The organism is Desulfosporosinus metallidurans (genome assembly GCF_001936615.1).
In the GTDB taxonomy this organism is placed as follows: domain Bacteria; phylum Bacillota; class Desulfitobacteriia; order Desulfitobacteriales; family Desulfitobacteriaceae; genus Desulfosporosinus; species Desulfosporosinus metallidurans.
Window position 1 is genome coordinate 1 of record NZ_MLBF01000019.1, and the last position, 20877, is coordinate 20877.

The following is a 20877-nucleotide window of genomic DNA, read 5'->3' on the forward strand; positions in this document are numbered from 1 at the left end:
ACCGAACTTACTTTACAGAAATGTCACAGGTTTTTAACATTTTTTGACATAAACTCTACAAAAAAAGAGCATCTTTTTACAGATACTCTTACATGATGTTATTAAAGTCGGTCATCGCTCCAACAAAATCGATTACAGCAAGAATCTCAATGAATTTTTGCTCTGTCATGTTGCTCACTAAGCTTGTTCAGTAGGTGGCAAGTACACGGTAAAAACGGCTCCCTGGCCGGGTTCGCTTTCTGCCGATACTTTTCCGCCATGCATTTCAACGATTTTTTTAACGATAGAAAGTCCTAAGCCTGTTCCAGTTCCACGCCTCGATCTGGATTTATCGACCTTGTAAAACCTTTCCCAAATATTTTCAAGTTCTTCCCAGGGGATGCCAGGGCCGGAATTTTTCACAGATATAAACGTATAATTATTCTTCATACCCAACTCTACGCGCACTGCACCGCCTGCTTCTGAATGTTTAATGGCATTGTCTAATAAATTCGTAAGAACTTGTTTGAGGCGATCAATGTTTCCCCACACGGTAAAAGTTTGCTCTGGCACAGTGATCGTTAATTTGATTTCTTTAGAATTAGCCATATGTCTTAAGCGCTCAACGGTGATTAGAGCGAGTTTATTTAAAACCACATATTCCATTTCATCAAAAGTTTGGGCGGCTTCCATTCCTTTTAAGTCGAGCAAATCATCCACTAAGCGCCTGAGACGCTCAGATTCGTCAATAATGTTGCTTAGATAGAGTTTCTCCTGTTCCTTCGACTTGACTAGCCCGTCTAATACTGCCTCGGAAAAGCCCTGGATCACCGTTAAGGGAGTGCGCAACTCATGTGAAACATCAGAAAGTAGTTCCTGCCTTAAACGGTCAAGTTTCTCGATAGCCTCAATTTTTTCTTTAAGCTGAGTAGACATGCGGTTAAACGAGTGGGCAAGACGCCCCACTTCATCTTCCGAGGTAACCTGAATTTGCCTACCGAACTCACCTTCTGTAATATGGCGTGCTGTTTCTTCCATTTTAGCGAGGGGACGGATCATCTTTCGGGATACAAAGATACTTAACACTGTCGCTAGCACAATTCCTATTATGGCTCCAATAAGAGCAATTCCCTTAAAACTGTTTACATGATGATTAAGGCCTGTTATTGCGCTGTAAATAACTACCGAGCCAATAACTTGGTTGCCTTTTTTTAACGGAACAGCCACAAGAAACATTTCTTCATTGATTCCAACGATCTTGCCTGCGAATACAACATTTTCACCAGCGAGAACCTTCTCTTTAAAACCTGGCTCTAAAAGTAATTTGCTTGGTGATTGATTATTGGTCGTTTCACCGTATAAAGTGTTCCCATCAATATCAACGATAGCAGTATTAGCACCTAAAAATTTAGTTAAAATATCTAATCTCTCGTTGATAATCGTGCTCTCTGTGCTTTCATACTTATTGAAAATTATTACGACTTCTTCCGCTTCATTGATAAAAAAACGCGCTTGCTGATTATAAACTAAGGATGTAATCTGCTGAGCTTGTATGACAACGGAAAACAGAAAAACCCCTAGTACTATCAGTACAATTGCCAGCCAAAGCTTACTTACTAAGCTATTTCTTAATGACCACTTAATTCGAATTTGTAACCCACCCCTCTAACAGTTTGAATAAAGTCACTGTGACCCACCTGGCTTTCGAGCTTAGACCTTAAACGATTGACATGGGTATCAACCGTACGGGAATCTCCACAGTAATCGTATTCCCAGACCATGTCGAGTAACTGATCTCGACTATAGATTTGCCCCGGTCGTTTTGCTAAGCAATGCAACAGGTCAAACTCTTTAGCCGTTAAGTTTATATTTATTCCATCAACCTCGACTTCACGAGTAATCTGATTGATTTTAAGACCAAGGTAAGAAAGGATATGTTCCTTGCTTTCTTCCCCTTCCAACCTTCTCAGAACTGCCTTGACTCGGGCGCTAAGTTCACGCGGGCTAAACGGTTTTACGACGTAATCATCAGCCCCTAAATCAAACCCTAACACCCGATCATTTTCTTCTCCCTTGGCGGTTAGCATGATAATAGGAATTTTAGTTTCCTTTCTCAGTATCTTGCAAACTGTCCAGCCATCTAATCCAGGCATCATTAGATCGAGGATGACAAGATCTGGATTATCTTCCCGAACCATCTCTAACGCTTTGTTTCCATCCTCTGCCTGGTAGACGTCAAACCCTTCTGCTTCAAGGTAGAGGCACACAATTTCCCTAATCCGATCGTCATCATCTGCAATTAAAACCTTATTGTTCAATGTAGCTCCCCCTTCTATTTACTGACACCACCAATTCCTAACTGCATTACTCCATCTATCGTCGTGCGGACTATTATACCAATAATAGTCCGGTCGATAGTTTGGATTCAGCGGACTATACCACGATCCACTAACATCAGGGTTAGCCGATGGCCTAACATCAGAATTAACATTATTTGGTGTATCTATAGAAGAGGGATTAGGCTCGGCTTGGAATGATCTAGCATTTTGGTTTTGTTGCCAATGAAAGGTTTCCGCATATGCTTTTGTCAGGAAAAGACCTGCAACAAATAGTGCAATAACAATAAATATCAATAATGCCTTCTTCCTCATTGTAATCCCCCCATTATAAATCAACAACTATATTATATCTTAAGATAATTACATGAAGTTAACGGATTTTTAACATTTTTGTTAAACTACCCTTTCAAGTTGCCACCATGATATATTAATAACCTCCTGCATTTGGATGCAGGAGGTTGATTGACTAATTCGTTTTCATAACACGCATTGCGTTTATAACAGCAATCACCGTTACCCCGACATCCGCAAACACTGCTTCCCAAATAGTGGCTATCCCTCCAGCACCTAAAACAAGTACGACAGCTTTAACACCCAATGCGAAAAATATATTCTGCCAGACGATGCTTCGTGTTCTTTTAGCAATTTTAATAGCAGTTACAAGCTTTGAGGGTTCATCTGTCATGATTACAATGTCCGCCGCCTCTATGGCTGCATCAGAACCTAACCCCCACATCAGCACGAGCCAGTACCGGGGCATCATTGATACCATCACCGACAAAGAGCAGCTTCCCTTTTGTTTTCTTTTGTTTTTCTAATTGTTCTAGCTTCTCAACCTTCTGGTCAGGGAGCAATTCAGCATATACTTCGTCAAGGCCCAACTGACGGCCAATCGCTTCTCCCACCAGCTTGCTGTCTCCTGTAAGCATCACTAGTTTCTTTACGCCAATTCCCTTAAGCTCTCTTACGGCCTTTTGGGCATCATCCTTTATTTCATCCGATATAACAATGTAGCCAGCATATTTACCATCAATGGCTACATGAACCACTGTACCAGTTTCATCAACCACATCATAAGTTATATTTTCTTTAGCCATCAGTTTTTTGTTACCAGCAAGGATACGTTTACCCTTAACACTCACTTTGATTCCATGCCCCGAGATTTCATCATAGTTCTCTATTTCGCTTTTATTTATTTCTTTACCGTAAGCTTTCAGGATTGAAATTGCAATGGGATGGTTTGAATAGCTTTCAGCAAAAGCAGCATACTCCAATAGATTCTCCTCTGATTCACGATCAAGAGTGTAAATTTTTGTAACCTTAAACACTCCTTTCGTAAGGGTGCCCGTCTTGTCAAAAACTATAGTGTCCACATTATTTATGGCTTCAAGGTAGTTGCTGCCCTTGACCAGTATGCCGCTTTTAGCAGCTCCGCCAATACCACCGAAGAAACCCAATGGAATCGATATTACTAAAGCACAGGGGCAGGACACAACAAGAAAAACCAAAGCCCTATATATCCAATCTGAGAATGTAGCACCTGAAACAACCAAAGGTGGAATAATCGCCATTGCTAAGGCAACAAATACCACGACTGGTGTATAGTATCTTGAAAATTTAGTGATGAACTGTTCAGTTGGAGCTTTCTTACTATTGGCATTTTGGACTAATTCAAGGATTTTGGAGACTGTGGAATCTCCAAACTCTTTCGTTACCTCAACTGTTAATAGTCCATTCTTATTGATAGTTCCTGACAGAATTTCGTTTCCTGGTTCAACTTCTCTTGGCACTGATTCCCCGGTTATGGCGGAAGTGTCAAGCATTGACATACCCTATTCCAAGTCAACCTTTCCTGTCAACATCCCCTTAAGTAGTGGGCGATTTTCGCGAGTGTAAAAAGCAAGAAGGTGTGCAACAATTCCAATTATCAATGCTGCTGTTGCTACATTGTGAAGTTCGCCTATAACCTTCAACGATTTTGCAAGGTCCTTGGTAGAAGGGAATTCCTTTAGCAGTTTTACAATTCCTGTAAGAATCAATACAGATATACAGATGAAAATGTAGGTGAACGCAACCCGTTGCTCTGCCAGGTACTTGTCATGTTGAGGCTCAGCTTTTCCGAGCAACATTGCCTTGATGATCTTGAATGATTGTTTGCTGTCACCCTTTCGCAGTAATAAGCCAAACTCTTTGCAGATAAGGTGACTAATAACGTGAAAACAGGACGCTAGTATTAGGACAGCGGCCGCCATGTAATGGATAACTTTGATTTCACCTATGGCACTAATGATGAGCAAAATAGTTGACAATGCAATTAACCAATGCTCAATCCGGACAGATTTACTATGCCGAACCACCATTTTCCTTTTGGGGCTTAACATCTCATTTACCACGATTTACCCTTCCTCTCAATAAATCATCCTGGACGTTGACATGTCATCATAAACAGCCGTCTTCTTTAAGGCTGATTTTGTAGTTTTCTAGCATTTTATTTAAATGACTTTAATCTATCCTCCCATTTGAAAAAGATGGCGAGTTCTTGAACAAAGTCTTGATAATTGAAACTGTCGGACTTTGCCTTGTTATACCATTTCCTTACGGTTTCGATAATCCAGTGTGGAAGGGCTTTTCCATCAATTAAGTGATAGTGTTCCTTGTATCCTTCTTTCAAGTATTTCCACCTGTTATCGTTTCCTCGTTTCATATATTCAGAGACATCAAGAAGTTTGGCTCAGCTTTCGTGGAGGAGGATGTTTTTCAAATGAATATTTCTTGGGTTTAGTCCTCTGTTAAAGGCATAATTCCTCGCATTTTCTACATCCTGTATGGCTTGTTTCGGTATATGAATGCCTTTTAACAAACAATCGTACAGAGTTATTCCCTCTTCAAAACTTATTACCAGGAAATTCAATCCACTGCCATAACAAACAGGAAAATACCCTGAATGACCAAGTTTTAAATACACCTCTTTTTCAATTTCTATCTTTGCAAGCTTGTCCATACGAAACACCTTAAAAGCATAGTGTGGTGCATAAACAAAACGAAATACTGCGGCATCCGTACCCACTCCTATACACTGGAATTTATCAAAGTTCCCCTTTACGGTAACAAAATCATTTTCTCCATTAGCTGTAACTTTTACTTTACTTAATTCTTGCATTGCAATATGCCACGTCATTGGATCACACCCTTTGATCTATTTATATACAAATACAACCATCAGAATCCTCTAGAAGGCTCTAATATGTGGGCCGCAGAGTATGAATGTATCCATTTGCTCAAAAATATATCACTCTTCTGAAATTACAGCACTTCTCTTTTCCCGCCTTGCATTAAACCCTGTAATAACAACAGGCAGAAATGAGACTAGAATTATCCCGAGTATTACATACGTGAAATTGTTTTTGACTGCTGGAATATTACCAAAAAAGTATCCGCCCATCGTAAAAAGTAATACCCAAGCAATGCCACCTATTGAATTGTACATCATAAATTTAGCAAAGCTCATTTTACCTATTCCTGCTACAAAGGGCGTAAAAGTACGCAATATGGGTAAAAACCTAGATAGTAATATTGCTATCCCCCCATGCTTTTCATAAAATGCATGAGCTTTTTCAATATATTCCTTCTTAATAATCCGATCAATAAATGTGAATTTACTGTTTTCAAGAATTTTATGACCTATCATTTTCCCTATGAAATAGTTTAGGGTGTTTCCTCCAACCGCTGCAATTATCAAAAGCACTACTGCCATCTCAAAATTCAAAGCCCCGGTCGCACCTAAAGCTCCAATCACAAAGAGCAATGAATCTCCCGGCAGGAACGGTGTAACAACCAGTCCCGTTTCACAAAAAATAATAAGAAACAGTAATAAATACGTCCATGCGCCATAGCTTTGTATTATCTCAACCAAATGCTTGTCTATGTGTAATACAAAATCTACTAATTGAGTAATTATCTCCATAAAATCTCCTCAGCCATTGTTTTTCGTCAATATTAATTAAAAAGATTCTTTAAAAAGTTATCGGCAAACTGTTTGAAATATCCACTGATCAAATTTTCCGGTGAATTTTCGAATATATAATTGATAATCCTCACAAATCCATCATATATCTGTGCATTGTATTTATATGCCAATATTACTGCAATTACAAGTAAAATTACAAACACAATGACAAGAAATAAGCAGCCTGTGAGTACTACCTTTGCGACTTTTTTCCAAGCCCATTCTGTCTAAAATTATGTTGAACTTGTTCAAAATCCATCTTTTTACCCCTTCTTTTATTGATAAGCTTCAAACGTCTCGTAAAAATCATGTTCAACTTCAAAAATACTTGTATACCTTTGATCGACACCCATAAGCTTTTTTAAAAGTAACAGTTCCTTTGGATGCAATTGCAATTCGTCATACCAGGGGCGCTTCTTGAAACCTTTGAGTTCAAAAGAAGCGTAATACAGGTGCAGAAGGAAGTCTCCCAAAAATGCGAAGTCCATATCTGCCCTGTATTTCTCGTTATTAATCCAACGAGCAAGCCCAAAATCAACAAGGTTAACCTTTTGACCATCATACAATGTATTTGGCACCCTTATGTCTCTATGGACTATGCTCTTTGAATGCAAGTACTTTAAAATTTCGACAAGTTGGCGTCCTACTCTGTATATCTCTTCTCTTTCAAACACGTGCTTGTCAAGATAAATAATGTCCTCGAACGTCCTACCTTCCTTGAATTCAAGTACATAGCCGTTGAAGTCCTCACGCTCAATCTTTTTAATAAACCGGGGAACGCTCTCATGCTGTAAGCTCCTTAGAATTTCTTCCTCAAACCGGACCTTTACCCCAGCTTTCTTCAGCATTGCTCTTTTTAGTTGCTTGAGTATATACGATTTTTGACCATCAGAAACCAGATAGCAGATACCAAACCGCCCTTCTCCTATTGTTTTCTCGATTGTATAGTCTGCGAACTGCTCTGAGGGCCAATATTGTTTGTCCCGTCTAAATAGGCTTAGGACCATGAACTCTTACGGCGATGACGACTTGAAGAATGTCCATTACTATCGTCTGAACCGGACCGTGAATGCCTTTTCGAACCTGTCAGGGCTTCAAAGATTTTACCAAGTATTCCTCCCGAGCCATGCGGTCTTTTATAATGACCGCCACCATGATTCTGATCCGGGTAATGTCCTTTATTTTTTGATCTTGAAAAAGAGCTCATAGTGAATCCTCCTATCAATCGTTATTTAGTGTCTTTTACGTTTTTAGTCATGCTGCCCTTCACCCTGCTTGAATCATCACTTCCAAGTGCATCAACAGGAAATGTGCTGACCAAAATATCACACCTCGGTATTTTCACTGAAATCGTTTCCCTGATTTCGTGAACCATAGTGTGAACCGTTCTTTGGCTTTGATTTGGGTCAATACCGACATTTATATTGATATACCGAACTGCCCCTGAGGGTCTAATTCTGATTTCATTAATCTGAAGAACACCTGCGATTTTGCTGATTTCCTTTTCGATCATTTCCTTCATGCCATTTGGTGCTGTATCCAACAAAACCTCAATGGTCTCCTTACCAAGCTTGATGCTTACCTTCATAACAAGTAGCGCAACGCCCAAAGCCGCTATTGGGTCTGCGTACTTCAAAACAGATATGTTGAAATAATCACCGATCCATACAAAAACTAAGCCCCCAATAACGACTGATGAGCTCCATACATCACTACTGAAATGAAGTGCATCCGCTTCCAATGCCTGGCTACCATGTTCCTTGGCAGCTTGCTTCAAAACTTTCACCCTTGAAGCATCAACAATGATTGAAATACTCATCGTTAATACACCCCATTGAATTCCAACCAATTCCACACCATTGCCGAAAAACAACTTTTCTACCGCTTCATAAATAATCCAGCCACAGGTTATGAAAAGTAAAACTGTTTCGATCAGCGCAGAAAAGCTTTCGATCTTACCATGTCCGTAGTGATGCTTGGCATCTGCTGGTTTATCGGAAAACCTTACAGCAAAAAAGGTTATAACTGCAGCACACAAATCCAGCGCTGAATGCAGCGCCTCGGATAAAATACCTAGGCTGCCTGTAAAAATACCCACTACAATTTTCATTGATGTGAGGAAAATTGCTGCAAAAACAGAACTCAACGCTGCCTTTTGTTTGTCAATAGCCATGATTTTCGCCACTCCTACTAACTTATTTAAGCACAGCAAAAAAACACTCTATGATTTTTCTTTAGTTACATAATGGAATGTCTAACTTTAGACACCCATTAATGGTAACAAATCAGAGTGATTCATACTGTGCTTGTATTTGCTCCCATAGAAGTAGAAACAGAGGAAAGGGAATAAGTGAAGAATAGATACTTTAGAAAAGCGCATAAATCGCATATTGAATAAAACTAAGAGAATAGTTGCTAAAACAACCCTATTCAATAGTATTTGTGGCAACCTAAATAGTTTGTTAACAAATGACTTTAATTTCTTAAGTAATTTTCTCAGATTTGTGACTGGTTTGTTATTATTTATAATATACTTAAACGAACTTTCATAATTATGGTGCTCAGAACTCTCAACTAAACTATGAGGCATATACACAGACATTAACGAAAATAGTAAGAGGAATAGCGTGCAAAACAATTTCCTTTTATGTATGATGCTAAAACGAAATGAATTCACAAATACCACCTCCGATTTAACCAAAATACCTGTGGGACTATAATTTTATTAGAATTATAGTCCCACAGGTATTTTATCCTGCTGCCGGCTCTTACGCCAGCCCAGCCCCACACACTTTATAGAAGTGTATCGCCTGCTCTATTAGTTAAGATATTAAATTTCTTTTTTTGCATTATATGTTAAACTAGTTAATTTGTCAACAGAGCTTTTGTAAGAAAGAAATCGTTCACATTAATATAGAAAACACATGTTGTAGATACATTTTTGTAGTGTCAACTTTTACATCTCCCCCTTAATATGACTTTCTTCGATTATCGAAATTACATCTGAAGATTATAACCTATGGGTGCGAACTTTGAATACTATCCCTTAACATCCACTTTACTCCATTAGCATCAATAAAATCAGCAGCATTAAGAATAGTATCACGTACAATCGGCCCAGGAATTTCACCTTTTGCTTCAACTTTCAAAGCAGCATCTCTCTCAGCTATAGATTCTGCGTAACCGTGAAATAATCCTCCACCTTGAATTCCCGAGGGTGGGTAGAAGAGGACTGTAAACTCTGCCGAAAGACACTCTTGCTTTAGTGTATCCCTTAAGGAAGTGAGAACTTACCGTTTTGATCCCTTAGCCAATAATATAACTTAGTAATATGACTATTTGTTTCTTTTCTGATGTTAGGTTATTTCTTAGAGTGGGTAGTTCACTGCATAGCTCACTGTGAACTGTACTATAGTTCATCAAATGGGCAGACCACCCCCTTGATTTAAAAGTAAAGTTTTTTAGAGCTTCACATAATACATGTTACTGCTTTTGCCGCCATTTTCCCGCCATCTATTTTCCTTGCGAAGATGTCCCATCTTTTCAAGATCTACGATGGCTCTTTTTACGGTGCTTCGTGACAGCTTCAGCTCTGTGGCGATGGTACCAATCGCCGGATAGCACTTGCCGCCCTTGTCAGCCCGATCATGCAAGTACATATAAACAGCAACAGCTCGATGTGGAAGCTCTGATGCATAAAGTGATGAAAAGTATCCCATTTCACCCCTCCTTAATCTGTGCGCAACGGTGGTTCCTGATGCGGTTTAGGCACAGTGGGAACATGAGACATGCCGCCTTGGGCTGATACTGTAGAGGGTTCTGTTTCATCCTCCACTTCTTCACAGGCATGACGTTTGATGATTTCCTCTTCCAATTCTCTGCGGTCAGCATAGGCTACCTTGCGAGCTGATTTTTCCTCTATCGTATACACCTTTTCAAACTTGATGCCCCATTCTAGGAACAGCTTAAGAATGGTTCTCATAGGATAGCTTCCAGTCTTGGTGACAATAAAGTTTCCTTTAGGCAAAGTTTTTAATTCATCGGAAGTCATCAGGGGACGCTGGATCATCTGCAGGGATTGGGAAGGGTCATTCTTGCCTCGGCTGACAGAGCCGGACATGACGGTTTTATTGCCAAGGCTCTTGGAAAGTATCTCCGCTGATTCCGAGTTTGGAGCAAAGCCGCCGAAGATGGTGTCCTGGCAGTTATCAATAATAATGGCTGAGCCTTCCTTGCCATAGTTCTTTTCAAGCTGTGCGAAGCTCTGTATGATGGCCACAATGGAAACACGGCGGGAACGGGAAGCAGAGAACATCATCTCCGCACTATCAATCTTGGGGATGGTCCCGATCTCATCCAGGTACATCATGACACGGTTCTTGAGCTTGCCGCCTGTTTCATCAGCCACGGACAGTATCTCCCGGTAGAGTTGCTGAACGATAAGAGAGATCAAAAAATATTTTGTGCTGTCTTCCTCCGGCATGACCAGGAAGATAGCAGACTTGGTATTGCAGAACTTCTCCGCATCGATGGCAGTGTCGAAGCACAGTATCTGCTCCAGCTCCGAATCAAGGAATGCATTCAATCGTGAAAGTGCCGTTGAAAGAACACTTTGCATGGCCTGCTCTGCAGTGTTCAACGCCGCGCCTGCAAACCATCTTGCCTTATGCTCCGGGTGAAGCTTTTCAATTAATAGTTGGAATTGATTCTTTCCTTTGACACCGGAGGGCGCCAGTAAGTCCTGTATCATCTTAAATACAGATATAATGTGACGTTTTTCTTTGGGACAGTATTCCGCTATTAATAAAATTACCGCTGTCAACAATCCTTCCGCAGCATCGTAAAAAAAGGCGTTCTGTCCATATGAACCTGCATCCAGCCCTCCGGAGTTGATGATGGTCTTAGCCGTTATTTTTGCATACTTTTCCGCTTTGGCTTTTGCCGCAAGGCTGTCTGGATTTGCCCTGTACTGATCCATGTACTTGTTCACAAGGTGGAGCATGTTGTTGCCGTCACTGCGGGTAGGGTTGCGGAGGTCAATTACCGATACATCATAGCCGTAGTAATCCTTGGCGATGCTGCCATAATTCCTATAGAGATCCCCTTTGGTATCCGTGGTCATAAAGCTCATGCCTGATGCACAGGCATATTCAAGGTTTGGGTATAAGAAATTGGCAGTCTTTCCGACACCGGCTGCGCCGATCATCAAAGCATGTACATCCCCCTGATCTACAAGAGCAGTAATAAAACCACGAACCATTTTGCACCCTACTATAAGCCCCTGCACAATGGGCAGGTTTTCACCCTTGCGCCACCGCTCCGGCTCATAGGGTACATGGGCATAGGTCTTTAGAATTTCATGCTTCGTTACAAATCTTGCGGTACCATGCTGACCGTCACCCACTGTCTTGGATTTGATGCCGTTTAAGGTGTAGTAGTTAGCCAGCAGGATAATAAAACCGATGACGCCAAACATGATTGCTGCGATGATAATTAGCATTACAACCTGTGATATTTGCACGGGCATACCTCCTTTTAAAAGAAAAACCATGTACCCGTTTTTTATTGGTACATGACTTTTTCTGTATTTCCTTATTCCATTTTGATGTGAAAGCTTTCGTCATCCATCTTCAGTTCATCTCCGACAATGGTGACATATTCACCGATGATATTCAGAGCTTCATCGTAGCTTCCGGACGCCATGACCCGGTCCCACATCTCACGGGATTTTTCACCAAGATCATTTTCCTTCAAGGTTCTTGAGGCAATGCCTGCCAGATTAAAAATATTTCCATCCTTACCCAAGAGTGGACATTCGGGTTTAAAGCGGTTGTTTTCCATGATTTCATTCTCCCTTACGATAGATTATATTGGGGCTGTGAAGTCTCTTCACAAATCACTTGTTCACCATCGGTTTGATTTAAATTTGGTTTATGTTGCATTATAATTTTCTGTTCTTGGCCTTCCCGGTCAATAAAAATATGAGTCTTCACACAATTAAGCGCAAGACTCATATAGGATGAAATTATCTTTTGCTTATCATCAAGCGTACGGATGCCGACTATGTGGAGTTGATCATTCATAGCAGTGATATCCTGTTGAAGCTCATCTGCCTTCACTCTCAGCTTACCTTTATCCTGATGGGGATGATAACTCTCATAAAGTTCCTTGGTTAATTGTTCTATGAGTACCGGCTTTTCACCCTGACGGTATTGCTCCTGAACAGCAAGCAAAGCATAGGATGCCATGCTTTGCAGTTGCTCCATCGCGATAGCATCCCGGCCAACCATCACTTTTCCATTTTGCGTGAGGGAACTAAATTTTCCATAGTGTTCCATCAACCTTTCATAAGGACTTTTAATAGCTTTCACACCACTGCATAAATTACGAAGTTCCTTACACAGATCACGGCAGGCTTCTATTTTGGGATGTTCCTGCGCGGGGATCGGTGTGATCCCATGCTGTGCTTTTAAATCCTCGTTCCAATCTTTGAATGCAGATTGCAAGCATGAAATTTTGTTATATCCCTTCTCACGCAATATCTCTGCCAGACGGCCTGCTGCTTCTATCCCTGCGGCATCATGATCGAGACACATCACCACATTGGATAAATAATTGTTTTGGGACAGTACCTCCAGCATGGCATGTTCAGCCACACCGTCCAGAGTCACATAGCTTTGCTGCTGCCAGCCTCTTTGATACAGGCTGATATAGGACAGCATATCGATAGGAGCCTCAAAAACATAGAGGGTATCGCTGGTGCCGATGTGGTTGAAGCTGTACTTTGGATCAGAACCTTCCACATTGCCGCGATAGCCCGCAGCGTTGGAATAGGTTCCTCTTTTATGAGCGTGACGGGCGATGACGTTTTCATCAAATCCCACAAAGACCACATTGTGGTATTCCTTATCCTCAAAGATTTTTTTCTTTCTCACAAAATGAGTAAGGACATCACGGTCAATATATCGCTGCTTTAAGAGATAGGCATAAACCCGGCGCATATTTGGAGCTGCCTCCGGTAATAGGAATTCCTTCCGCTCCGGTTCCGGTGTTTTCTTATTGCTCTGCTTAAATGCTGCACCTTGTTCGCCGCCGAGCAGCAGAGTCACCGCATCGGGAAAGGTTAGCCCATAGAACTCCTGCACAAAGTCGATAGCGAGACCGCCTTGCCTGCTGCTGTGCCGGAACCATTGATTGCCCCGAATGGTTACACTGTCATGACGCTTCCACCGCCACTCCCTGCCGGAGCGTGTGAGCTGCTCTCCCTGTCTTCGCAGAAAATCTACAAGGTCGATGTAGTTTGCACGCTGTTTCTGCTCATCGGTAAAATGTATATAACTTGCCATGCTATCCCTCCTTTGTCAGCGTTTCCGCTTGCCCAACCTGCGAAAATAGGCTACCCCTTTTTGCACAGGTGGCTTGAGTCTTGAGGATATATATGGGGTGGGGAGCTTTTCTTTTTTCTGAAGGTAGTTCTTCAAATGAATTCCTCCTAATAGCTCTGGTGTGACGCATGGTCATTATAGGCGTGACCCTGCGCTGATTTTTTCTCCATAAGTTTTTTGCGGAGTTTCCGATCCACCTGCAGCAGAGAACTACCGCCTATCGTTGTGAATTCCTCACGGAAGATGTTGCCAAGGTAATGCATCAGCTTTGTGGCAGAAAGGAGAACGGATGGCTCTTTGAAGGAGTCCATGCGTTCCAGGAAAAACTGCGCATAGAAATCCCCCTGAGCTGCCGACAATGAGAGCCAGTGTTTCGCTAATTCTTTATCCCGCATGACATCATGTCCTAAGAGATACAGCTTACCGAGGGCATATTGGGCATACTGATTCCCCTGTTCTGCAGAAGCCGTGAGCCATTGGCAAGCGACCTGCACATCCTTAGGAACACCCTCGCCCAAAAAATATAGTTTGCCAAGTTGATATTCTGCAAATTGATTGCCTTGCTCTGCCGAGGTAGTAAGCAGCCGGATTGCTGTTGGAACGTCTTTTTCAGTTTCCTTGCCTAAGAGATAGAGCTTGCCCAGGCTATACTGTGCAAACTGATTATTTTGATCTGCGGAGGCCGTGAGCCATTTGATGGCTGCCTTTATATCTTTGGGAACATCCTCGCCCAATAGATACAGCTTTCCAAGGGCATATTGTGCATACTGATTTTTCTGTTCTGCAGATTTGATGAACAGTTCTAGTGCTTTCTGGATGTCCATCTCCACGTGGCTTCCCTTGAGGTAGAGCTTTGCCATGGCATACTGCGCGAGAGCATTTCCATTATCCGCAGCTTTACTAAGCCACTGCAATGCCTTTTCTACATTTTCAGGCTCACTGTCCGTTTCAAGATAAATCTTGCCGAGCATATACTGGGCGTTGACATTTCCAAGCTTCGCTGCTTTCTCAAAGTATGCAATGGCGGCAGTGATATTTTTCTCTGTCCCTGTTCCGGTATAGAGCATCTGACCGAGACGGTACTGGAGCTTGTCGTCCTTGCTTTGGGCTTCCAACTCTAAAAAGCCGGTGAACGCTTTTTGGAAGTGCTCATCGGCTTTCTCCATATTCTTCTCGGCACCGATACCATCCCGGTACATTTTGGCAAGCTCATAGGAAGCATAGGGATTTTTCTGTCTTGCAGATTTTTTATATAAATCAAAGGCGGTTTCATAGTTCTGCTCCACGCCATAACCATGATAGTAGAGTCCGGCAAGGGAATATTGTGCATACTTGTGATTTTTGGCAACCGCCCTGTGAAACCAATCCGCTGCTTCCACATAATCCTGGGTTGTACCCAAGCCGGCGGCATACATTTTCCCGATGCGGTACTGGAGATAGGGACCGCTCTTATCTGACTCCACTTCTAAAAAAGCAGCAAGAGCTTTTACATACCACTGCTGTGCTGCATCCTTATTCATCTCCACACCGAGACCGTCCATGTGCATCCGGCCAAGGTCGTACATTGCCAGAGCATTTCCTATTTCCGCTTCCTCCATAAACAGGCGGTAGGCTTCTGCAAAGTCCGGCTCAATATCATCGCTGCCATAAAGAAATTCACGGGCTTCTTTATATCGTTCGCTCCACTTGACATGATATTGAAACTCCTGTGGATTATCATCCGCTGTATCTTCCCCTAGCGGGTCTGCAATAAAATCTCTATTATCATCATCGGTATCTGCGGATGATTCATTGGCTGACGGCGATCCTTCAATGTTCGTCAGCGCATCGTCCGTTGTCGCTGCACTATCATCATGATCTTCCATCAATACTTCGTGTTCCTCGTCCGGCTCAAACGTAAAAAGGTGACTGCCGATATTTAACGCTTCGGCAATCACCATGTTTTTAATGCTCTTGAATTCCTTTTGCTGTGACAACGGAAGGGGTGGCGGCAGTTTGTCGGCATAAGTGCTTAAAACCTCATTGCGCATTTCATACCAGTTGCTATACAGCTTTGCCACTCTTTCGTCTTTTTCAAGCTCATCAACAATCTGATCAACGACTGCCTTGAGGGGAGCCTTCAGGTAACCATACTGTTTCTTGCCGGAAGTATACTTGAGCTTTTCGGCAAGGCATGCAGTCAAGTCCTCAATATTTTTGGTTTCACAGATTCCGGAATTAATTTGAGATAGGATATCCTGCATGGCTTCATGGCTCTGCTTGTTTAGAACATTGCGGCGCTCCGTTTGCTTTTCATAAATCTGCATCAGGTCCTGGCAAAAGATCTCCCGTGCAAGGCTTCCCCGCATATTTTCAATGCCCTGCTTTGTGACATAGGCTTCCTTTGGGTTGATGGAGTAGGCAATCAGATGTAAATGGGGATGATGGCTCTCATTATGAAAAGCAGCATACCATCTTAAATTTTCCGGAGCAATCTTCATGTTTTCCGCAATGACATTGCGCTGCGCCCGAATCAAATCCTGCCACGATTTTGCACTGTCATATCCAAGTCTTGCCGCGTCCTCACGCCGGAGGGATACAATATTTGTCCATACGTTTCCGGGGTGACTAGACACTTCTTCAGCAACCTTTGAAAGCACAATAGGTACGCCATTATCTGTAAAAAGTCCATGGTTGCCGAGCTTTTCAACTCTCGGGCGATTGGCGATGTAGTCCACGAAGTTTTTCTTTTTACCGATCAAATCAAGATTGTTCTCAAGGGCAATGGAAATAAACTCCGAGGCATTTTCTCTGGTCTGATTTTTTAGATAGTCCGCATACTCGAACAGGTCAGCGGTGTCCGGCAGCTTTTGCAGGATTTCAGAAATCAAATGCTGTTGATTTTTTGTCGCAGGAAGAAGTTGGGAGCTGTCGGAGACTTTTTCAACGCCCTCACGGGTGGCCACATATTCTACGAGATTGGACAGATGCGCTTTGGGTGCATTTTTTAAATACTGACATTTGAATATGATCCTGGGCATAGCCTATCACCTTACTTGCCCTTTTGATATTTTACTACTTCCTCAAAAGTGACGGAACCGATGCTCTTTTTTACATCATTGATGCATTTGCCCCGCAGCTTCTGCAGCAAGGCTTCATCTATTTCCGCATTGGATGCCAGGATATTCATCATCATCGACATCTCTACCGCCAGTTTAAAAAGAAGCCTTGCCATACGGTTCTCGGAATTTTCAACAATACCTGCAAGGGCGGATGTGATGGCAATCGACAGGAACTTGGTATTATCCTTGGAGGAAACAAAGCCGCTGTAAAAAATGATTGCCTTTTCAATAAACTCACTTTGACTCTTGCAGTTGTCCTTTCCATATAGCTCTTTCACCTTTTGCTGTGTCTCAGGGTATATCCATAACGGAAATCTTTTTTTGTTTTCCTCTGTCATATTGCCTTACCTCTAATCTGCCCTATATTTTGCCACAGCACCGCTAACGACCACCTTAGAAAGTGTGAATTTATGCGGGTTCTCGCTGCTTTCGACCCCCTGTGAGGTGACCGTGTACAAATTCCGACCCCGAACGTGAGCGTCTTTCAGCCCGCATTGCGGGCTGATGTGGTCCGAGGGGAGGTCGCTTGCGACCACCCTTCTTTAACCTGCACCGTTTTCGACCCCATGGTTCACCCCTCAGCAAAGGGAAGGTGATTCCCATGCTCAAGCCTGTCTTTTTGCTCTCCCCCTCACAAAGCCCCAAAACGCGGCTTGAAACTGCCCATTGGTATTGGGGTGCCACCCTTGCCCGGAAAATCGCACACAGGGCGACATCCCCTCCGACAAAGGGCCGTCCTTCCTCGTCCATAGGTATGCTGCCAAACCGATATGGAAAGGTCAATATTTCTTTTGCATAGCCCCTTTCTCTGTCATGTTTTAGGTTTAAATTTCCAGGGTCATCTCTTGTAACATAACGCAATAAATGGTAAATTACTGTATTAACAAAATGGTTTTAAAGGTGGGGCGAACGATGATATGCACCTTGATGAATAAACACACTCCTTTGGTGGAACTGGATATAGACGATGATACTGCCTCTATCCTGAAGATCTTTGAGGTAATTCATCCGGAGCACCTTCCGGTCGGCATCACTATTACCAATGGGCTTCCGGATAGAAAAAGTCTGAACGATTGGTGGCTCGGACGTTCCATTCCTTCCAACCGTTCCGGTATCCGTGAGGCTCTTGACATCATGAATATATCTTACACGGAGCAGCTCCTTACAAAATGTTGTGGCCTGAGTCTTTCCGACCAATATTGGATCAGCCCCAAAGCTCATTCCCTTGATTGGGATCGCCTTAACTTTTTTCAGAACCAATTTTCAGATAATGTGGGCAATGCACTCTTTGGGCAGGCTTACCCTCATGGGGAGCTTGACTTGATGTCGCCCTGCAATACTACTGATGGATGGCTGCGAAAAAAGTGGAAAATCATTGACGGAAAACGCTGCCTGATTAAATCCGGAAGCAATCCATTCCAACAGGAACCCCTCAATGAAGTATTGTCGACTTCTCTGCATCGGAGTTTAAACTATGCTGCTTATGTGCCATATCGCCTCGTTTGGGAGAATGAAATTCCCTATAGCGTATGTGAAAATTTCATTACGCCTGAGACAGAACTGGTCAGTGCTTACAGCATTTTAAAGAGTGAAAAGAAACGCAATCATCACTCCTTGCATGAACATTTTCTGCTTTGCTGTGAACACCTTGGCATCCCCGGCATGAAGGAATTTCTGAATTATCTGCTGGCCTTTGACTTTCTCATGGCCAACACAGACCGCCATTTTGGTAACTTTGGTGCGGTCCGCAATGTGGATACCCTTACATGGCTGGGGGCAGCGCCTGTCTTTGACAGCGGCACAAGCCTCTGGCATGATCAGGTTTCAATGGTAATTCATCCGAATGGTGATGTGCCAAGCCATCCGTTTAAACCGGCGCATGCCGAGCAGATCGTTTTGGCCGGCAGCCTTGACTGGATTGATTTTTCCGCGCTCCGGGATATCGACGAGGAGTTCCGAACCCTTCTTTCCGCTTCGCCGTATATTGATGAGCCGCGTACAGATACGTTGTGCAATGGTTTGAAAGGGCGTGTACGGCAACTCGAACAACTTGCTTTGGAGCAGAAACATCAAGTAACCGTCAGCCATCCCAAGGAGGCAACAGAGGTTCATCCGGAATCACCGGACTTTGAAATAAAACTATAATGCGTATCAAGCGACTGCCTTAAAAGGATAGGGCAGTCGCTTTTTTCTGTGTTTATTGTTCATCCTCTGCAGCATTTTTCTGTTCTTCAGCCGGGCGGGATGGTCTTGCTGACTTCGTTTGATCGTCTGCCTCGCGGCTTTCGATATACTCACGCACCGCTGCGGGAACATTTTTTTCATAGAGCTTCTGCATCACTTCGTCCAACTCCGTTTCGATGGACGCTTCCTTTTTTGCCATGTATTGCTTTAAGGCTCCGAGCTTTTCGCTATCGAAGCTGATTTGCAGGGTTGCTTTCTTCATTGTACTTTCCTCCTATAAACTTATTTTTTGCACCTGTGGTGCTTCGCCATTTGCTTCCTCCTGGGGAGAAAGCTCTAGCTGTGCATCATACATTTTTTCAATTTGCTTTGTAAAATGGTTTATATTCACATAGCTCTGACTGTTGTTCTTTTTGCGGAGCGATCCGGAGTAGGCATCAACAATAACCGTGATCGGCAATGTGAGTCGAGCAGTTTCTCCATGATTGTCATAGAGAAAGCCAAGACTGCCTGTGTCGAAATCTACTTCGATATGGGCATCTTGGCTTTCTCCGTCCTCAATTTTTTTAACGGCCTCTTCAAATTCTCTGTCATCCAGAGCATGAAACAGATTATAGTTTTTTCCTTTGAGTGCTACAAAGTTATAGTCTTTATCCAATGCTTCAAGTACAGATGTCCTGCTTCCTTTCGGAAGGTTTCTCTTTACTTTCTCCAAGGTATGGAGAAGTTTTGCTGCCGAGAGCAAGCTACCGGTATTTTGGGCAATGTAATTGCGGCTTTGCCCATTCTCCGTAATGGTATAGATTCCATGCTGCAACATGTCGCCACCCTCCTATAAACGCATATTCATGCCTTGATCTTCTTCCTCGCATTCATCAGCTTCCTCGGAAAATTCGTCCGGCCATACATCAAAAAGTGATAGTTGCTCATTGTCTCTCGGTTTTAAGGATTTGACACGCTCTGCACATTCGAGGAAGGATTCAATATAGCCCTCCGGATTTTCATGCCGCCGCATGGATATTAAATCATCCGCAGCGATTGCTTGCTCCAGCCCTTTCACATAATTGATCACATTTCGAATGCTAGTAGTTTTGATATCCTTTAGATCAAGCCGTTCTACAAGGGATAATAAGAATTGATAGTTCTCATCTTTTTTATAAACCTGTACCACCTTTTTTGCCTTCGACCGGATTTCCTCGCTCCTTGCCATGTAATCCTGGGGGACTTCAGACGGTGCCTCTCGATAGTAGATAGCCGGATAGTTTTGCGGCTCATAGGTTTCCTCAATCTTTTGTTTGTAGTGGCTGATGTGATTGCGCACAAGGTTTAAATTGCAGCCGTCCGACCAGAAAGGATCATGACCTCCAAATTTATAGAGCGTATCCCATCGGTCGAACGCTTGCTGTAGTTCTGCTTCAAGATTCTGCGGATGCTTTTCCTTCTTCATTGGACTGCCTACATGCTCATACTCATGCCCTGGTTTTCTTCCTCGGCTTCTTCCGGCCCGGCAGTCTGTTCCTGTTGCGGTTCGGCCTGTGCGGCAGCAGCCAGCTCCTTTTCACGCTGGCGCTTGCTTTGTCTTGGTTGCTTTTCCGAGGATTTTTCCTCGTCAACTTTGACTTCCTGCTCGGGAGCATTCCCCTCTGCTTTGATCTCCTGCTTGACAGCATCCTTTTCTACTTCGATCTCCTGTTTGGGAGCCTCGCTCCCGGACTGGCTTTCCACATACTCTCTTACTTGTACGGGAACCATCTTTTCATAGAGCCTGTCGAGGTGGGTCTGCAGTTCATCTTCTACGTTCAATTCTTTCTTTGTCATATAAAACCGCAGTGCATTGAGCTTGTCGACATCAAAGGATACCTGTAAATTTGTTTTTTCCATGG

Annotated in this window: 22 protein-coding genes, 1 pseudogene and 1 riboswitch; of the genes and pseudogenes, 1 reads left to right on the top strand and 22 read right to left on the bottom strand. The window is 42.9% G+C overall.

Features of this window, described 5'->3' with window-relative positions; translation table 11 throughout:
* Window positions 1–177: 177 nt before the first annotated feature.
* The 18 genes and pseudogenes from DSOL_RS12890 to DSOL_RS12970 all read right to left on the bottom strand — a co-directional run bounded on the left by DSOL_RS12890 (window position 178) and on the right by DSOL_RS12970 (window position 17560).
* Complete coding sequence (locus DSOL_RS12890) at window positions 178–1215, bottom strand: sensor histidine kinase (protein ID WP_345788385.1); 1038 nt, start codon at window positions 1213–1215, stop codon at window positions 178–180.
* 392 nt (window positions 1216–1607) lie between these two features.
* Entirely contained in the window at window positions 1608–2297 is a 690-nt protein-coding gene (locus tag DSOL_RS12895) for a response regulator transcription factor (RefSeq protein WP_075365256.1), read from the bottom strand.
* An 18-nt stretch (window positions 2298–2315) separates the two neighbouring features.
* Window positions 2316–2630: a hypothetical protein gene (locus tag DSOL_RS12900; protein ID WP_075365257.1), complete on the bottom strand. Its 315-nt coding sequence runs from the start codon at window positions 2628–2630 to the stop codon at window positions 2316–2318.
* Between the two features lie 154 nt (window positions 2631–2784).
* Window positions 2785–4150, bottom strand: a pseudogene (locus DSOL_RS27295) (heavy metal translocating P-type ATPase); the annotation flags it as partial.
* Window positions 4151–4711: a cytochrome b/b6 domain-containing protein gene (locus DSOL_RS27300; RefSeq protein WP_139314471.1), complete on the bottom strand. Its 561-nt coding sequence runs from the start codon at window positions 4709–4711 to the stop codon at window positions 4151–4153.
* Window positions 4712–5049: 338 nt separating this feature from the next.
* Entirely contained in the window at window positions 5050–5496 is a 447-nt protein-coding gene (locus DSOL_RS28845; RefSeq protein WP_235838810.1) for a hypothetical protein, read from the bottom strand.
* Window positions 5497–5607: 111 nt separating this feature from the next.
* On the bottom strand, window positions 5608–6282 hold the full coding sequence (locus DSOL_RS12915) for a DedA family protein (RefSeq protein WP_075365258.1): 675 nt from the start codon (window positions 6280–6282) through the stop codon (window positions 5608–5610).
* 317 nt (window positions 6283–6599) lie between these two features.
* Window positions 6600–7331: a protein kinase family protein gene (locus DSOL_RS12925; protein WP_075365259.1), complete on the bottom strand. Its 732-nt coding sequence runs from the start codon at window positions 7329–7331 to the stop codon at window positions 6600–6602.
* A complete protein-coding gene (locus tag DSOL_RS12930; RefSeq protein WP_075365260.1) occupies window positions 7322–7531 on the bottom strand; it encodes a hypothetical protein in 210 nt (69 codons plus the stop codon). Before DSOL_RS12930 ends, DSOL_RS12925 begins: the two co-directional genes overlap by 10 nt.
* 21 nt (window positions 7532–7552) lie before the next feature.
* On the bottom strand, window positions 7553–8497 hold the full coding sequence (locus DSOL_RS12935; protein WP_075365261.1) for a cation diffusion facilitator family transporter: 945 nt from the start codon (window positions 8495–8497) through the stop codon (window positions 7553–7555).
* A gap of 559 nt (window positions 8498–9056) precedes the next feature.
* Window positions 9057–9152, bottom strand: a riboswitch (NiCo riboswitch).
* 189 nt (window positions 9153–9341) lie between these two features.
* Window positions 9342–9473, bottom strand: a complete 132-nt coding sequence (locus DSOL_RS29535; protein WP_282433546.1) for a hypothetical protein — start codon at window positions 9471–9473, stop codon at window positions 9342–9344.
* Between the two features lie 312 nt (window positions 9474–9785).
* Window positions 9786–10043, bottom strand: a complete 258-nt coding sequence (locus tag DSOL_RS12940) for a helix-turn-helix domain-containing protein (protein WP_075365262.1) — start codon at window positions 10041–10043, stop codon at window positions 9786–9788.
* 11 nt (window positions 10044–10054) lie between these two features.
* Window positions 10055–11845: a VirD4-like conjugal transfer protein, CD1115 family gene (locus DSOL_RS12945; protein ID WP_345788386.1), complete on the bottom strand. Its 1791-nt coding sequence runs from the start codon at window positions 11843–11845 to the stop codon at window positions 10055–10057.
* 71 nt (window positions 11846–11916) lie between these two features.
* A complete protein-coding gene (locus DSOL_RS12950) occupies window positions 11917–12165 on the bottom strand; it encodes a hypothetical protein (protein ID WP_345788387.1) in 249 nt (82 codons plus the stop codon).
* A gap of 14 nt (window positions 12166–12179) precedes the next feature.
* Complete coding sequence (locus DSOL_RS12955; RefSeq protein ID WP_075365264.1) at window positions 12180–13670, bottom strand: toprim domain-containing protein; 1491 nt, start codon at window positions 13668–13670, stop codon at window positions 12180–12182.
* 146 nt (window positions 13671–13816) lie between these two features.
* Window positions 13817–16729: a MobP3 family relaxase gene (gene mobP3 / locus DSOL_RS12960; RefSeq protein ID WP_075365265.1), complete on the bottom strand. Its 2913-nt coding sequence runs from the start codon at window positions 16727–16729 to the stop codon at window positions 13817–13819.
* Window positions 16730–16740: 11 nt separating this feature from the next.
* Window positions 16741–17148: a hypothetical protein gene (locus DSOL_RS12965; protein ID WP_075365266.1), complete on the bottom strand. Its 408-nt coding sequence runs from the start codon at window positions 17146–17148 to the stop codon at window positions 16741–16743.
* A gap of 70 nt (window positions 17149–17218) precedes the next feature.
* The gene (locus DSOL_RS12970; RefSeq protein ID WP_075365267.1) at window positions 17219–17560 is read right to left on the bottom strand and encodes a hypothetical protein; all 342 of its coding nucleotides are present in this window, start codon (window positions 17558–17560) and stop codon (window positions 17219–17221) included.
* Window positions 17561–17722: 162 nt separating this feature from the next.
* Here DSOL_RS12970 and DSOL_RS12975 point away from each other — a divergent pair, with 162 nt between their 5' ends.
* Window positions 17723–18955 carry a HipA domain-containing protein gene (locus DSOL_RS12975; RefSeq protein WP_235838811.1) on the top strand — a complete coding sequence of 411 codons (1233 nt, stop codon included), beginning with the start codon at window positions 17723–17725 and terminating at the stop codon, window positions 18953–18955.
* A gap of 52 nt (window positions 18956–19007) precedes the next feature.
* Here DSOL_RS12975 and DSOL_RS12980 read toward each other — a convergent pair whose 3' ends face one another.
* The 4 genes from DSOL_RS12980 to DSOL_RS12995 are packed head-to-tail and all read right to left on the bottom strand — an operon-like array spanning window position 19008 to window position 20875.
* The gene (locus tag DSOL_RS12980) at window positions 19008–19256 is read right to left on the bottom strand and encodes a DUF6103 family protein (protein WP_075365268.1); all 249 of its coding nucleotides are present in this window, start codon (window positions 19254–19256) and stop codon (window positions 19008–19010) included.
* A gap of 12 nt (window positions 19257–19268) precedes the next feature.
* Entirely contained in the window at window positions 19269–19814 is a 546-nt protein-coding gene (locus tag DSOL_RS12985; protein ID WP_075365269.1) for a hypothetical protein, read from the bottom strand.
* Window positions 19815–19826: 12 nt separating this feature from the next.
* Entirely contained in the window at window positions 19827–20441 is a 615-nt protein-coding gene (locus tag DSOL_RS12990) for a hypothetical protein (RefSeq protein ID WP_075365270.1), read from the bottom strand.
* 8 nt (window positions 20442–20449) lie between these two features.
* Window positions 20450–20875, bottom strand: a complete 426-nt coding sequence (locus tag DSOL_RS12995) for a DUF6103 family protein (RefSeq protein ID WP_075365271.1) — start codon at window positions 20873–20875, stop codon at window positions 20450–20452.
* Window positions 20876–20877 lie beyond the last annotated feature (2 nt).

Coding starts and splice junctions, on each gene's coding strand:
- DSOL_RS12890 (WP_345788385.1), bottom strand. CDS start 1,215: ATGTTTCTTGTGGCTGTTCCGTTAAAAAAAGGCAACCAAGTTATTGGC.
- DSOL_RS12900 (WP_075365257.1), bottom strand. CDS start 2,630: ATGAGGAAGAAGGCATTATTGATATTTATTGTTATTGCACTATTTGTT.
- DSOL_RS28845 (WP_235838810.1), bottom strand. CDS start 5,496: ATGACGTGGCATATTGCAATGCAAGAATTAAGTAAAGTAAAAGTTACA.
- DSOL_RS12915 (WP_075365258.1), bottom strand. CDS start 6,282: ATGGAGATAATTACTCAATTAGTAGATTTTGTATTACACATAGACAAG.
- DSOL_RS12925 (WP_075365259.1), bottom strand. CDS start 7,331: ATGGTCCTAAGCCTATTTAGACGGGACAAACAATATTGGCCCTCAGAG.
- DSOL_RS12930 (WP_075365260.1), bottom strand. CDS start 7,531: ATGAGCTCTTTTTCAAGATCAAAAAATAAAGGACATTACCCGGATCAG.
- DSOL_RS12935 (WP_075365261.1), bottom strand. CDS start 8,497: ATGGCTATTGACAAACAAAAGGCAGCGTTGAGTTCTGTTTTTGCAGCA.
- DSOL_RS12940 (WP_075365262.1), bottom strand. CDS start 10,043: ATGGGATACTTTTCATCACTTTATGCATCAGAGCTTCCACATCGAGCT.
- DSOL_RS12950 (WP_345788387.1), bottom strand. CDS start 12,165: ATGGAAAACAACCGCTTTAAACCCGAATGTCCACTCTTGGGTAAGGAT.
- DSOL_RS12955 (WP_075365264.1), bottom strand. CDS start 13,670: ATGGCAAGTTATATACATTTTACCGATGAGCAGAAACAGCGTGCAAAC.
- mobP3 (WP_075365265.1), bottom strand. CDS start 16,729: ATGCCCAGGATCATATTCAAATGTCAGTATTTAAAAAATGCACCCAAA.
- DSOL_RS12965 (WP_075365266.1), bottom strand. CDS start 17,148: ATGACAGAGGAAAACAAAAAAAGATTTCCGTTATGGATATACCCTGAG.
- DSOL_RS12970 (WP_075365267.1), bottom strand. CDS start 17,560: ATGGACGAGGAAGGACGGCCCTTTGTCGGAGGGGATGTCGCCCTGTGT.
- DSOL_RS12975 (WP_235838811.1), top strand. CDS start 17,723: ATGATATGCACCTTGATGAATAAACACACTCCTTTGGTGGAACTGGAT.
- DSOL_RS12980 (WP_075365268.1), bottom strand. CDS start 19,256: ATGAAGAAAGCAACCCTGCAAATCAGCTTCGATAGCGAAAAGCTCGGA.
- DSOL_RS12985 (WP_075365269.1), bottom strand. CDS start 19,814: ATGTTGCAGCATGGAATCTATACCATTACGGAGAATGGGCAAAGCCGC.
- DSOL_RS12990 (WP_075365270.1), bottom strand. CDS start 20,441: ATGAAGAAGGAAAAGCATCCGCAGAATCTTGAAGCAGAACTACAGCAA.
- DSOL_RS12995 (WP_075365271.1), bottom strand. CDS start 20,875: ATGGAAAAAACAAATTTACAGGTATCCTTTGATGTCGACAAGCTCAAT.